At 54.1% G+C, this 13009-nt stretch carries 14 protein-coding genes and 1 tRNA gene; 11 read left to right on the top strand and 4 right to left on the bottom strand.

From position 1 onward, the window contains the following. Nucleotides 1–142: 142 nt before the first annotated feature. From crcB to coaBC, 5 genes are all read left to right on the top strand, one after another. The gene (crcB, locus tag TGAM_RS08475) at nucleotides 143–514 is read left to right on the top strand and encodes a fluoride efflux transporter CrcB (RefSeq protein ID WP_015859286.1); all 372 of its coding nucleotides are present in this window, start codon (nucleotides 143–145) and stop codon (nucleotides 512–514) included. A 4-nt stretch (nucleotides 515–518) separates the two neighbouring features. Next, the gene (locus TGAM_RS08470) at nucleotides 519–902 is read left to right on the top strand and encodes a DUF190 domain-containing protein (RefSeq protein WP_015859285.1); all 384 of its coding nucleotides are present in this window, start codon (nucleotides 519–521) and stop codon (nucleotides 900–902) included. 280 nt (nucleotides 903–1182) lie between these two features. Beyond that, nucleotides 1183–1671 (top strand): hypothetical protein, encoded by a 489-nt coding sequence (locus tag TGAM_RS08465; RefSeq protein WP_015859284.1) that lies wholly within the window; start codon nucleotides 1183–1185, stop codon nucleotides 1669–1671. Nucleotides 1672–1800: 129 nt separating this feature from the next. Then, nucleotides 1801–2559 carry a DUF835 domain-containing protein gene (locus TGAM_RS08460; protein ID WP_148206298.1) on the top strand — a complete coding sequence of 253 codons (759 nt, stop codon included), beginning with the start codon at nucleotides 1801–1803 and terminating at the stop codon, nucleotides 2557–2559. A gap of 47 nt (nucleotides 2560–2606) precedes the next feature. Next, nucleotides 2607–3812 (top strand): bifunctional phosphopantothenoylcysteine decarboxylase/phosphopantothenate--cysteine ligase CoaBC, encoded by a 1206-nt coding sequence (coaBC, locus tag TGAM_RS08455; RefSeq protein WP_015859282.1) that lies wholly within the window; start codon nucleotides 2607–2609, stop codon nucleotides 3810–3812. 3 nt (nucleotides 3813–3815) lie between these two features. Here coaBC and TGAM_RS08450 read toward each other — a convergent pair whose 3' ends face one another. Continuing rightward, nucleotides 3816–4643: a translation initiation factor eIF-2B alpha/beta/delta subunit family protein gene (locus tag TGAM_RS08450; protein WP_015859281.1), complete on the bottom strand. Its 828-nt coding sequence runs from the start codon at nucleotides 4641–4643 to the stop codon at nucleotides 3816–3818. Between the two features lie 115 nt (nucleotides 4644–4758). Between TGAM_RS08450 and TGAM_RS08445 the strand changes: the two genes are divergently transcribed. Then, nucleotides 4759–5766 (top strand): phosphorylating glyceraldehyde-3-phosphate dehydrogenase, encoded by a 1008-nt coding sequence (locus TGAM_RS08445; protein WP_015859280.1) that lies wholly within the window; start codon nucleotides 4759–4761, stop codon nucleotides 5764–5766. On the opposite strand, the gene TGAM_RS08440 is transcribed toward TGAM_RS08445, so the two are convergent. Then, entirely contained in the window at nucleotides 5767–6048 is a 282-nt protein-coding gene (locus TGAM_RS08440) for a DUF167 domain-containing protein (RefSeq protein WP_048811299.1), read from the bottom strand. A 57-nt stretch (nucleotides 6049–6105) separates the two neighbouring features. Here TGAM_RS08440 and trmY point away from each other — a divergent pair, with 57 nt between their 5' ends. Then, nucleotides 6106–6714, top strand: a complete 609-nt coding sequence (trmY, locus tag TGAM_RS08435; RefSeq protein WP_015859278.1) for a tRNA (pseudouridine(54)-N(1))-methyltransferase TrmY — start codon at nucleotides 6106–6108, stop codon at nucleotides 6712–6714. On the opposite strand, the gene TGAM_RS08430 is transcribed toward trmY, so the two are convergent. Further along, nucleotides 6711–7202 (bottom strand): DUF402 domain-containing protein, encoded by a 492-nt coding sequence (locus tag TGAM_RS08430; protein ID WP_015859277.1) that lies wholly within the window; start codon nucleotides 7200–7202, stop codon nucleotides 6711–6713. The two genes, trmY and TGAM_RS08430, sit on opposite strands and share 4 nt — an antisense overlap. A gap of 57 nt (nucleotides 7203–7259) precedes the next feature. Here TGAM_RS08430 and TGAM_RS08425 point away from each other — a divergent pair, with 57 nt between their 5' ends. The 3 genes from TGAM_RS08425 (at nucleotide 7260) to pyrG (ending at nucleotide 11752) form a co-directional block, all read left to right on the top strand. Continuing rightward, a complete protein-coding gene (locus tag TGAM_RS08425) occupies nucleotides 7260–7811 on the top strand; it encodes a YbhB/YbcL family Raf kinase inhibitor-like protein (protein ID WP_015859276.1) in 552 nt (183 codons plus the stop codon). Nucleotides 7812–7872: 61 nt separating this feature from the next. Beyond that, nucleotides 7873–10077, top strand: coding sequence for a metallophosphoesterase (locus TGAM_RS08420; RefSeq protein ID WP_015859275.1), 2205 nt, complete (start codon nucleotides 7873–7875; stop codon nucleotides 10075–10077). Between the two features lie 73 nt (nucleotides 10078–10150). Beyond that, entirely contained in the window at nucleotides 10151–11752 is a 1602-nt protein-coding gene (gene pyrG / locus TGAM_RS08415) for a glutamine hydrolyzing CTP synthase (protein ID WP_015859274.1), read from the top strand. Nucleotides 11753–11776: 24 nt separating this feature from the next. On the opposite strand, the gene TGAM_RS08410 is transcribed toward pyrG, so the two are convergent. Beyond that, on the bottom strand, nucleotides 11777–12856 hold the full coding sequence (locus TGAM_RS08410; protein WP_048811298.1) for a glycosyltransferase: 1080 nt from the start codon (nucleotides 12854–12856) through the stop codon (nucleotides 11777–11779). Between the two features lie 72 nt (nucleotides 12857–12928). Between TGAM_RS08410 and TGAM_RS08405 the strand changes: the two genes are divergently transcribed. Further along, nucleotides 12929–13006 (top strand) — tRNA-Pro (locus tag TGAM_RS08405). Nucleotides 13007–13009: the final 3 nt, after the last annotated feature.

Raw genomic sequence — 13009 nt, 5'->3', positions numbered from 1 at the left:
ATGATAGCTCAGAACTGGCGGCTCAGGGAAAAACTGGGCGTGGAGGAGAGGGACTACTCATCCGTTGAGGAGAAGGTCAGGTACTACCTAAACTTTAAAAAGGCCTGATCTCCGTTTCAAAAGGATTCTGGGTGGTGCAGCGATGAACGCGAAGATGGCTTTGGCTGTAGCAGCGGGTGGCGCGCTGGGGGCCCTCTTCCGGTTCTACCTGTCGGGACTGCTCCCCGTTTACAGGGACTTTCCGGTTGGAACTCTCATGGTCAATGGACTCGCCAGCTTCATCCTCGGCTACCTCTACGGCCTCCTGTTCTGGGGTTTTGACGTACCGAGCGATTGGAGGGCTTTTCTTGGTACGGGCTTCTGTGGGGGTTTAAGCACTTTTTCAACCTTCTCATACGAGACGTTCTCCCTCCTCCGGGAGAGGGAGTACATTATGGCTGGTCTGAACGTCGCGGCAAACGTTTTTGTAACCATCAGCTTAGTTTTCATTGGGTTCCTATTGGCGAGGAGGTGAGACTATGGTCGAGGTTGAACACTGGAACACCCTTCGTCTTAAGATATACATTGGGGAAAACGACCGCTGGAAGGGGAGGCCCCTTTATAAAGCGATAGTAGAAAAGCTGAGGGAGATGGGAATAGCGGGGGCAACCGTTTATCGCGGTATATACGGGTTTGGAAAGAAAAGTCGCATTCACTCCGGTGATGTAATGAGGCTCTCCACGGATCTCCCCGTTGTTATTGAGGTTGTTGACAGGGGTTACAAGATAGAGAAGGCCATCTGTGAGATCAAACCGATGATAAACGACGGCATGATAACCGTTGAGCCCGTGATCGTTGTGTGGGTTGGCACTCAGGATGAGGTCAGCAGGTTTAGGGAGGATGCTATTCGAGAAGAATCTTAATTTTTGTAAAATTTCCAAGATTGTGTTGTAAAACTCACAATTTTTGGGGAAAAGTTTATATAGTATGATGGCAAAATAACTTCAAAGAACACGCTACAATAACGTGTTCAAATTTGATTGGTAAAATAAGTGGCCGACCCTCCGGGTTCAATCTATTTTCACTTTTCCTTCTAACTACCAAAACCTTTAAAATCATTATCAAGAAATGATCCAATAAAGATCATACATGGTATGCTGTGATTCACTCTAATCACCAAGCGTTACATTCGGTGGTGTCATCATGGCAGAATTTGATCTCGAGGTTCCAATTGAAAAGCTCAATGCCGTAATGCAGCCGGTTACAAATGCGGGTCTTTACCTTAGGTGGGTTCTCTACAACGAGCTCAGGAGTACTGTTTCTCTGAGGATAGTCGTCCCTGAGGATGAGGTTGAGGAGATCCTTTTTATGATTGCAAGATCCTATGGAGAACCTCTCGAGGTCAGCGTTCTCCGCGATAGCGAGACGATGCTCGTTGGACAAGCATTTTTAAACTCAATTCATATTAAAACCCGGAGCTATCCCGTCGTTGTCCTGATGGAGTACTCGCGGGAGAGTGGCCCCTACGTTCCCGTCAGGGTTACTGTTATAACTAGGGGTGACCTTCCTGAGGAAGGCATTGAGATGATCCTCAGTGCTCACTTTGGTAACTTTGACCTCAGACGTTCGTATCAGCCTGGAACGGTAGAGCGGAACTCTCTCACGAAGATAACCATGACCCCTTCCCGTTAACTTCCAACACGATGCGGGGTTCCCCTGTTTTATTATTCTCAATAGTTTTATTGAAGGTACGGGGGTTTATTGGTATATCCGTACTATTTACTCAGAAAAACTTTTAAAGAGTGTCTCAAATCGGCTATCATGGGGACAACAAGCTACGAGCAAATCAAGCTTTTTGCAGAGGTAATCGCGTTTTCGGTGCTGACGGTCACAGTTGTAATGGCGATGAGGATAAGGAAAAGGCTTGGAGCAAGTTTGGGCAGGAGGGAAGTTAATAACACGATAATTGGGTTCTTGATATTCTGGTCTGGTTATTTCGTTAACGTCCTCAACGATATAATCAAGACGGAGTTTATGAAAGTGTTTGATGATGTTCTTGTGGCCCTTGGTTTGATCTGGATCCTCGTAACAGCTCAACCCATCTACGGAAAGCTCAAACTTAAATCCGCTCCGAGCAAGGTCTTTGATGGAACTAGGGTTCTAAAGTCCGGTGCGTACCTTGTTAACGCTTCGATGCCCCTTCAGCGCCTTCTCAGACTCCTGGGGGGCTGGAAGTTGCTGGCCGTTGCAAGGAACGCCGAGAGGTTCAGGGAATCGGACATTCCAACGCTGTGGATCACGAAGATCAGCGGGGAGAACAGGATCGAGCCTAGTCGGCTTGCGCCCCTTCTGCAGTATATCGTAGACCGGGCGGATGATAACACCGCCGTAATAATTGAGGGGGTTGAGTATCTAATCCTTGAAAACGGTTTTGATGCGGTTTTCAAATTCCTTACGAGCCTGAAAGACAACATTCTGTCCAGGGGAGCTTTGTTGGTTTTGGTAGTGGATCCCAAAACGCTCGAGGAGAGGGAGCTCAAGTTGCTCGAGCGCGAGTTCTCGTGGCTCAACGTTTCATGAAGAAGTTTTTTTAGCGGGAATGCTCTAAGTCCTTACCGGTGATTTCAATGCTCCATCACGTCAAGCTTATCTACGCGACCAAGAGCAGAAAGCTCGTCGGGAAGAAAATCGTTCTCGCGATTCCTGGAAGCATAGCCGCCGTCGAGTGCGTCAAGCTCGCGAGGGAGCTCATAAGGCACGGGGCAGAGGTTCACGCGGTGATGAGCGAGAACGCTCAGAAGATAATCCACCCCTACGCGATGGAGTTCGCCACAGGAAACCCTGTCGTAACAGAGATAACGGGCTTCATAGAGCACGTTGAACTGGCTGGAGAGCACGAGAACAAGGCCGACCTGATTCTCGTATGCCCTGCGACGGCGAACACCATAGGTAAGATAGCCTGTGGCATAGATGACACACCCGTCACGACGGTTGTAACGACCGCATTCTCCCACACTCCGATTATGATAGCCCCCGCGATGCACTCAACGATGTACGAACACCCCATAGTTAAAGAGAACATCGAGAAGCTCAGAAAACTTGGAGTCGAGTTCATCGGCCCCCGCTTCGAGGAGGGGAAAGCCAAGGTCGCTTCAATAGACGAGATAGTCTACCGCGTCATCAGAAAGCTCCACCCCAAGAGCCTCGAGGGGAAGCGCGTTCTGGTCACGGCAGGAGCGACGAGGGAGTACATAGACCCGATTCGCTACATCACCAACGCAAGCAGTGGCAGAATGGGAGTTGCCATAGCCGAAGAGGCGGACTTCAGGGGGGCGGAGGTTACACTCATCAGGACTAAGGGGAGCGTCCCGAGCTTCGTCGAGAACCAGATTGAGGTCGAGACCGTTGAGGAGATGCTGGAGGCGATAGAAAACGAGCTGAAGGTCAGGAAATACGACGTCGTGGTTTTGGCCGCCGCCGTAAGCGACTTCCGGGTCAAAAACCGGGCGGATGCAAAAATCAAGAGCGGGAAGAGTCTTATCCTTGAACTCGAGCCGACGCCGAAGATAATAGACCGCGTTAAAGAACTCCAGCCAGACGTATTCCTCGTGGGCTTCAAGGCCGAGACGAGCGAGGATAAGCTCATAGAGGAAGCCAGGAAGCAGACTGAGCGCGCGGGAAGCGACATGGTCGTCGCGAACACGCTCAAGGCCTTTGGAAGCGAGGAGAACGAAGTGTTCCTCGTCACCCGCAATGAAGTTAAGAGACTGCCGAGGATGAACAAGCGCGAGCTGGCAGAGAGGTTATGGGATGAAATAGAAATGCTCATCTGAGCGTCAGATCTCCTTCGGGGGCACGAGGACTCCGAGTTCGGTGATTATTCCCCGGACGTACTTCCAGGGTGTTACATCGAAGAGATAATTCCTCACCCTATGTCCCTGTCTGTGGTAGGGTCGCTCCACTATCTCAACTTCCTCCGCCTCCAGCTCAGGGTGGAACTTGAAACTCTCGGCGGCGACATAGAAGGGGACTCCAGCGTCATGGCAAGCAAGTGCAAGGAGGTATGTTCCGGCTTTGTTGAGGACGGCTCCGTCTCTCGTCACGTTGTCGGCTCCCACGAGTGCAAGAGTTGCCCTTCTTGCGAAGAGACCGAGCTGGGCGTCTGTTATGACCTCGTGAGGGATGCCTAGAAAGTCAAGCTCGTTCGCGAGGGCTATCCCCTCGTAGTCCGGTGAGCTCTCGGTAAGAATGACTCTGAACCTCTTCCCCTTTCTCCACGCGGAGCTGAGCACCTCCAGAACGGCCGATGAGAACGAATGGGTTATCACGACCTCTCCATCGTCCACCAGCTCACTTCCGATGTTCCCGATTTCTCTCCTTGCCTCATCCATAAGCCTGAGAAACTCCTCAGCTCTGGCCCTTACAAGCTCTGGAGATGAGCTTACCGGTATGAAACGTGATAGGTTGTAGAGGGATGCCATGGTGGGGTTTATGGAGGGGATCTCTTTCCTCATCTCTGAGAGCGCCCGTTCAAGTTCTTTCCCAACGAGGAGTTCTGAAAGAAGGAGGTATGCCTCAGCTCCTTTTTTCGCGAGCCAGCTGGCTCCTCTAATCCGCTCGGTTCGCATCTCCTCGAGGATTTCCCTGACCTGGGGAGGTATCATGGTGAACCGCCGATTCTGATCGGTTTCCCGGTTTATCACCTTTTCGCTTACCATTTCACTCTCAGTGAAAACAAGGTTTAAGTATTTTATCGCTGTAAAACTCCCGGTGGTTGTCATGGCCAGGGTCAAGGTCGGAATCAACGGCTACGGCACGATAGGGAAGAGGGTGGCTTACGCCGTCACGAAGCAGGACGATATGAAGCTCATAGGTGTCACCAAAACAAAGCCGGACTTTGAAGCCTATCGCGCGATGGAGCTTGGAATTCCGGTTTACGCCGCGAGCGAAGAGTTCCTACCGAGGTTTGAGAAGGCCAACTTTGAGGTCGCCGGAACGCTGGAGGACCTCCTCACCGAGGTTGATGTAATCGTTGACGCCACTCCGGGCGGGATGGGGGCGAAGAACAAGGCCCTCTACGAGAAGGCAGGAGTTAAGGCCGTTTTTCAGGGCGGTGAGAAGGCGAACGTTGCCGAGGTTTCCTTCGTAGCCCAGGCCAACTACGAGAAAGCTTTGGGCAAGGACTACGTTAGGGTAGTTTCCTGCAACACGACGGGTTTAACAAGGACGTTGAGCGCGATTCAGGAGTACATAGACTACGTTTACGCCGTTATGATCCGCCGTGCTGCAGACCCCAACGACACGAAGCGCGGTCCCATAAACGCCATAACGCCGAGCGTTACGGTGCCCTCTCATCACGGGCCGGACGTCCAGACGGTCATACCGATTAACATCGAGACGAGCGCTTTCGTCGTCCCAACGACGCTCATGCACGTCCACAGCATAATGGTCGAGCTGAAGAAGCCGGTCGAGGCGAAGGACGTCGTCGATATCTTCGAGAACACTACAAGGGTTCTCCTCTTCGAGAAGGAGAAGGGCTTTGAGAGCACGGCACACATAATAGAGTTCGCAAGGGACCTTCACCGCGAGTGGAACAACCTCTACGAGATAGCGGTTTGGAAGGAGAGCATAAGCGTCCGCGGAAACAGGCTCTTCTACATTCAGGCCGTCCACCAGGAGAGCGACGTCGTTCCAGAGAACATCGACGCGATAAGGGCGATGTTTGAGCTCGCCGAGAAGTGGGAGAGCATAAGAAAGACAAACGAGAGCCTGGGGATTTTGAAGTGATTACAGCCCCAGCCTTTTCTTTACATCCTCCGCGCTCATCCTGACCAGTAAATCCTTCTCCCTGCTCGTCTCCCCGCGAACCAGCTCAACTTCAGCTCCAAGAACCTTCGACAAGAACTTAACGAGCTCCTTGTTTGCCTTCCCTCCGACGGGCGGGGCCTTTACCTTAACTTTCAATCTTCCACGCCACTCGTCGATTCCCTCAATCTCGTTCTTCTTGGCCTTCGGCTGGACGTAGACGAGCAGGAGGGTTCCGTCTTTGGTCTCCTTCAGGAACTTCATCTCACCACCCTGACCCCAATGGGATAACCTCTTTAAACTTCTTTCCCAACCCTCTTCATGAGGACGTTCATAATCAAGGCGAACGAGGCTCACACAAGGCCGGATTTCAAGCTGAACGATCTTCCGGGGACGAGCGGCAGGATAGACGTCCTTTGCAGGTTCCTTAACTCGGCTTTTCTACTCTCACACGGCTTCCGGAAGAACGTGCGCGTCTGGCTCCTCCTCTATGGCCCGCCGGAGCCTCCGAAGGCGATACGCTTTGAAGGCTCTAGGCTGAAGGTTCGCCTCAACCCTGACGAGAGGAGCACGGCGAGGCTCATAGTGAAGGCCCTCAAGGCCGGCGGAGGATTAAGGGAGCCGGGGAAGGAGGTGGAGGTTTACCCCGGCCTCTACGTCAGCAACAGGACCTTTGAGGACGTCGTGAGACTTACTCTGAAAAACTCAGCCATTTATTATCTCCATGAGGAGGGGAGGCCGATAACTGATATCCGCTTCCCTCAGAACGTTGCCTTCGTCTTGGGGGATCATAAGGGGCTCAGCCCGGAAGACGAGGCTTTTCTGGACGGAATAGCGGAGAGGGTGAGCGTGGGGAGGAAGAGCTACCTCGCCTCGCACGTCGTCGCTTACATTAACATATTCCTCGACTCCCTTCCGAACCCTCCTTAATACTTCCACACGATTTCGGGCGGGAACTGGCCGCGCTCGGCCTTCTCAATTATCTCCCTTGCGACCCTGTAGGCGAAGTCAAAGGTTTCTCTGTCGATCAGCCCGTAGTTGAGGGCCATCTCAAGCTCGTCCTCGTCGAGGAGAAAAGCCCTCCCGTCGGGGAAGATGAAGACGTCGAGGAAGAGGTCAAGCATCTCTACTGTGTTTCCCTCGCGCTTCGTGTACGCCAAGATGTCAACGTAGAGCCCCTTGAAGTTCCCCTCCTCGTCGTAGACCTTCAAAATGTCGTAGTTCTCCCCGATGAAGGCGAAGTAGAGCATGGTATAGCCGTTCCTGATAACTTCGACGCCGTTCACCCTCAACGGGGCGAGCATGCCCTCGAAACGGGATTTTGCGATGATCACGTCACCCAGATCCGCTATAACTTCATCGTCCCGCTCGAGAACCCTGTTGGGAATCCTTCGGTAGATCAGGTGAACCCTTGCCATGGTTCCCAGTTGGCGGACAAGCTAAAGACTTTTACGGAGAAGGACGTAGATGTATCCATGAGGTGGCTGGCTCCCCCGCTCGTTGCCCTCTTAGTTATGGCCTTGGGGTGTCTCTCAGGAGGGGGTGAGAAGGTGGAGGCTCCCAAGACCCTTGAGGTAGGATCGGTTTTCCACGAGGGGGACTTCATACCGAAGGAGTACACCTGTGATGGCGACGACACCAACCCGCCGATCTACGTTGGGAAGATCCCTGAGGGCACCAAATCCCTCGTCGTTATAGTCGATGATCCGGACGCACCCGGGGGGACGTTCACCCACTGGATAGCCTGGAACATTCCGCCGCTCGGGGAGGTTCCCCCGTGGATACCCAAAAAGGGAGAAACCGATGAGCCCATCCACATCGTTCAGGGAAGGAACGACTTTGGACGGATTGGCTACAACGGTCCGTGTCCCCCGCCGGGGAAGGCACACCACTACCACTTCAAGGTTTATGCCCTGGACAAAGAACTGGGCCTCAAGCCCGGCTCCGGAAGGGATGAGCTTGAGAGGGAGATGAAGGGCCACGTTCTGGCGTGGGGGGAGCTTGTGGGTCTATATCAGCGCGGCTGAGCGCTCGATCGATAGGACAAAGTTTATATCGATTTTTTCGCTCATTTTTCGTGGTGATACCATGAGAAAGGTTGCATTTTTGGTTGTGCTCCTCCTTGTTGGAGCCATCTTTGGAATGAGGGGGACGGGGACAACGGCTGCGGCATCGAGCGTCAGCCATACTTACAGCTCAGTTCTCGTGGAGCCTTCGCCGGGAGCCCCCGCCATAGCAACGCCGGGATCGGAGATAACCCTAATCCCGAAGGAGGGCGTGAACATCACCAAGGTCGAGATTGTCTCCATACTTCACGGACCATACGAGCTTGAGGCCTTCATGAACGGCGGCGTCATAACGGCCAGGATTCCCGAAGAAGTCGTACCCGACGACTACTTCCTTATCGTACACACGCCCTCGGGTGAAACGGTAATTCCAAACGGCGTCTACGTCTTCAAGGAGTATCCCAGCGTCCTCCGCATAGCCCACCTCAGCGACACCCACATAACCAGCGGTTCGAAGATCGGCTACGTATGCGGTGACTTCTTCCAGCGGGACATCTTCAAGCTCGAAAAGAACTGCTCCAGAGTTATACCCCTCCACAGTGCCGTCGCGACAGACAGCGCCTACACCTACTGGACGATGAACCCCGGCGCAACGCTCATAGTTAACACGGGTGACGACGTTGATACTGCCGGTGACTACGCCGGCTATCGGATAATGCTCGATATCCTCGAGAGAACCTCCGCCGGCGGAAGGCTCGTCATCAACATCAAGGGCAACCACGACGATCCGCCGACGGTTTTCACGAAGCTCATAGGTCCGAGGTACTTCTACAGGATAATAGGGAAGTTCCTCATAATAGGCCTTGACAGCAGGGGCGACGAGGCCCATCCAGAACTTGCCCAGCTCGAGTGGATGGAGAGCGTTCTCGAGGAGCATCCGGACAAGATCCCGATAGTGCTCGTCCACCATCCGTTCTGGTACAGTGCATCCCTCGGCAAGAAGGGCGGCTACATCAACGGAACGGCTTTTGACAACGAGTCTTGGGCAGAGATAGCGCCGCACGTCAGCTGGTACTGGATCGGTGGGCCGGAGCACACGAGCGAGGACATAGCAAGGCGCTTCCTCCAAGACGTTGAGAAGTACAACATAACGCTCATTCTGAGCGGTCACATCCACCACGACAAGACAGTCATATTCATCGACAAGGAGGGCAGGAAGCACTGGTTCGCCACCCTGACCGCAACCGGCGCTCCCGACAAGGAGACCAACCCGCCGAGCAGGCCCGGAAGGAGCCCGACATGGTACGGTTCGAACCTCATCACGATTTATGCGAACGGCACCGTTGAGATGAAGCCCGTCGAGGAGATGTTTGGAACGGTCTTTGGAGACTTCGTATCACTGCCGGTTCCCCAGAGGTTTATAGTCTTCAGGCACGAGGGAAGCGATGGAACTGCGATCAAGTTCATAAACGAGTACAGGCCAATTAGCGGACCTCTGACGGTCGTGGTTCCGGAGGGAGCCAAGGTAGATCCCGATGCGACCAACATCACGTACGAGGTACTCGGGGAGAGAACGATAGGTGACAAGCACTACATGCTCCTCAACGTAACGATCCCGCTTGGAACCTGGCAGCTCGTAGTCGACCTCGAGAAGGACACCAAGGCCCCCGACCTCTCGATGGCCTACACCCTCCCGAGCAAGCCTGTGCCGGGCAAGGTCATAAAGCTCTACGTCAGCGCCTCCGACAACCTCGGCATCCGCGACCTCTACGCCGAGATTTACGATGAGAATGCCGGAAAGCCCTTTGCCTACGGAAACACCACACGCTTCCCGGCTGAACCCGCCAGTGGAAAGCCCACGAACAAGTACTTCCTCTTCCAGATCCCGCCACTTGAGAAATCAAACTACGAGATCAGGATTACGGCCGTAGACTTCTACGGAAACAAAGTCACAAAGACCCTCAAGCTGAACTTTGCACCGCAGACGACAACCACCACAACTACAACGACGACAACCACCACTACGACAACTACTACAACCAGCCCAACCACGACGACAACTTCGGCAACTACCACAACTACTACCTCGAGCATTACCACAACGACGACAACCACCACGACTACTACCACTACCACTGCCAGCACCAGTGAGTCTACAACAGCCACTACTACCACCACACCCACCACTACCACGACGACTTCCAAGGGTGGTGGCAAGGGCTTCTGTGGCCCAGCTGCCATCGTCGGCCTTGCAATAATACCCCTCCTTCTCAGAAGAAGGAACTGACCTCCCTTCTCCTTCCCTTAACTTTTTAAACACTCCCGGCTCAATGACCCACATAACTTCCGGAGGTTTTGCCATGACGAAGTTCATCTTTGTCACGGGGGGTGTCGTTAGCGGTCTCGGGAAGGGAATCACCAGCGCTTCTCTCGGCATGCTCATGAAGGCTCGCGGTTTTAGAACGACGAACATCAAGATCGACCCCTACCTCAACTACGACGCTGGGACAATGAACCCCTACCAGCACGGCGAGGTTTTCGTTCTCGACGACGGCGGTGAGGTTGACCTTGATTTGGGCAACTACGAGCGCTTTCTCGACACGAGTCTGAGCTTCGACCACAACATAACCACTGGAAAAGTGTATTCCGCCGTCATCGAGAAGGAGCGGAAGGGTGAATACCTCGGCGCGACGGTTCAGGTGATTCCGCACATCACCAACGAGATAAAGGAGCGCATCAGGAGAATAGCAAGGGACTACGACGTCGTCATCGTCGAAATCGGCGGAACCGTTGGAGACATCGAAGGAATGCCCTTCCTAGAGGCGGCCAGACAGATGCAACTCGAAGAAGGCAGGGAGAACGTCGCCTTCGTCCACGTGACCTATGTCCCCAAGCTCAAAGTGGTGGGTGAGCAGAAGACCAAGCCGACCCAGCACAGCGTCAAGGAGCTCCGTTCCCTTGGAATCCAGCCCGATGCAATAGTCGCTCGCTCCGAGGAGCCCCTTGAGGAGAGTGCGAGGAGGAAGATAAGCCTCTTCACCAACGTTCCAGAGGAAGCTGTAATCAGTGCCTACGACGTCGAGGACACCTACGAAGTGCCTCTAATGCTCGAGAAGGAGGGACTCGCGAGGTACCTCGTCAGGAGGCTCGGCCTTCCCGAGAGAGAGCCCGACCTTGAAAAGTGGCGCGAGATGGTGGAGAAGTACAAGAGCCTTGATAAGGAGGTCGAGATTGCAATAGTCGGGAAGTACGTCAAGCTGGCGGACTCTTACCTGAGCATAAAAGAGGCCTTGAAGCACTCGAGCGTGGCAAACGATGTCAAGGTCAAAATCAGGTGGATAGAGGCCGAGGACGTCGAGAGGAAGGGCGTTAAGCTCCTCGAGGGCGTTGACGGCATAATCGTCCCCGGGGGCTTTGGAGCGCGCGGAAGCGAGGGCAAGATGATGGCGATACGCTACGCGAGGGAGAACGATATTCCTTTCCTCGGAATCTGCTTCGGCTTCCAGCTGACGGTCGTTGAGTTCGCCCGCAACGTCCTCGGGCTCAAGGGGGCGCACTCGACGGAGATAGACCCTCAGACTCCTTATCCGGTCGTTGACCTGATGCCGGAGCAGAGGGATTTGGACAGGCTCGGCGGGACGATGAGGCTCGGCGCTTACCCGGTTCACATAAAGCCGAACACCCTCGCGAAGAGGCTCTACGGCAGGGAGATAGTCTACGAGAGGCACAGACACCGCTGGGAGGTCAACCCGGACTACATCGAGAAGCTCGAAAGTGCCGGCCTTGTCTTCAGCGGGATAGCGGGCGATGACGAGAGGAGGATGGAGATACTCGAGTTGCCCGACCACAGCTACTTCATAGCGACCCAGTTCCACCCGGAGTTCAAGTCGAGGCCAATGAACCCGGCGCCGGTCTTCAGGGGGCTCGTCAGGGCGGCCAGGGAAAGGAAATATGGGGGATGACCCCGTTAGCTTCTGTTCCCTCCTTTATCCCCACGTCACGTTTCTGTTGAAGAGGAAGCGGATGATGAAGGAAACGCCTATGCCGATTAGGTTGGCTATTAGGTAGTGAAGCCCGAGGTAGACAAGGGGTACGTAGATCGCCCACTGCACGAGGGCACCCATCAGTGCGGCGATGTGGAAACTCAGCAGCCTCCTCCAGAGTGGAGCAGTTCTTAAATCCCTAAACGTCCAGAGGTCGTTCCACAGGAAGTTGTTCAGTATGGCGAGTTCGGTGGCTGGAACGTTGGCAACGTACTTGCTTAGGCCGAGGTGAACAAAGAGCCAGAGAAAGCCCTCGTTCACAAGGATTCCTGACAAACCAACGATGCTGAACTTCACGAGCCTGTCCAGTTCCCCCGACCAGCGCATGAGGCGGTAGACGTGCTTGATGTATGAGAGGATAGTTTTCCCACCTAGCTTGCTCTCGCCGGCCTTTCTGAGGCCGAACTTGAAGGGCACCTCAACGACCTTCCGGTAGTTTCCCTTGATGAGAATCTCCATTAGGATCTTAAAGCCGATTGGGTTCAGCTCAACGTTCTCGACGACCTCCCGGCTGAGGGCAAAGAAACCGCTCACAGGGTCCTTTACCCCCCTGATCCTGGGGAGGGCGAGCCTGCCTATCATTATCGCTCCCTTGGAGATCAGCTTCCTGTACCAGTACCAGTTCTCCACTCCTCCCCCCGGGACGTAGCGGCTCGCTATCGCCACGTCAGCTCCGTTCTCGATTGCCCTAACGAGCTCTGGAATTTTCTCGGGTGGATGCTGAAGGTCAGCGTCCATCACCACGAAAACGTCCCCGCTCGCCTCTCTAAACCCCCTGATTACAGCGGAGGAAAGTCCCTTTTCGTCAGTTCTCCTGATTACCTTAACTGGATACCTTCCCGCCAGTTCCATCGCCTTCTTCCACGTTTCGTCGGGAGAGTCGTCGTCCACAACTATGATCTCAAATTCGTAACCTTCCCCATCCATCGCCCTTGAGATTCTCTCGAACAGTTCCTCGAGGTTGTCCCGCTCGTTGTACGTGGGAATCACTATCGATACCTTTGGCCTTTTGTTGCCCTGCATAGCGTTACCCCCAGCCAAGGAACTAAAACCCGCAAAGTTTATAAGCTTTGCAGGGCCCTTATTCCCGGGCAAGGGGCCGTAGGGTAGCTTGGCCCATCCTGCGGGCTTTGGGAGCCCGTGACCCGGGTTCAAATCCCGGCGGCCCCACCAGTT

It is taken from the genome of Thermococcus gammatolerans EJ3, from assembly GCF_000022365.1.
In the GTDB taxonomy this organism is placed as follows: domain Archaea; phylum Methanobacteriota_B; class Thermococci; order Thermococcales; family Thermococcaceae; genus Thermococcus; species Thermococcus gammatolerans.
The sequence above is the reverse complement of the archived record's forward strand: the minus strand, read 5'-3'. Positions and strand labels throughout refer to the sequence as shown.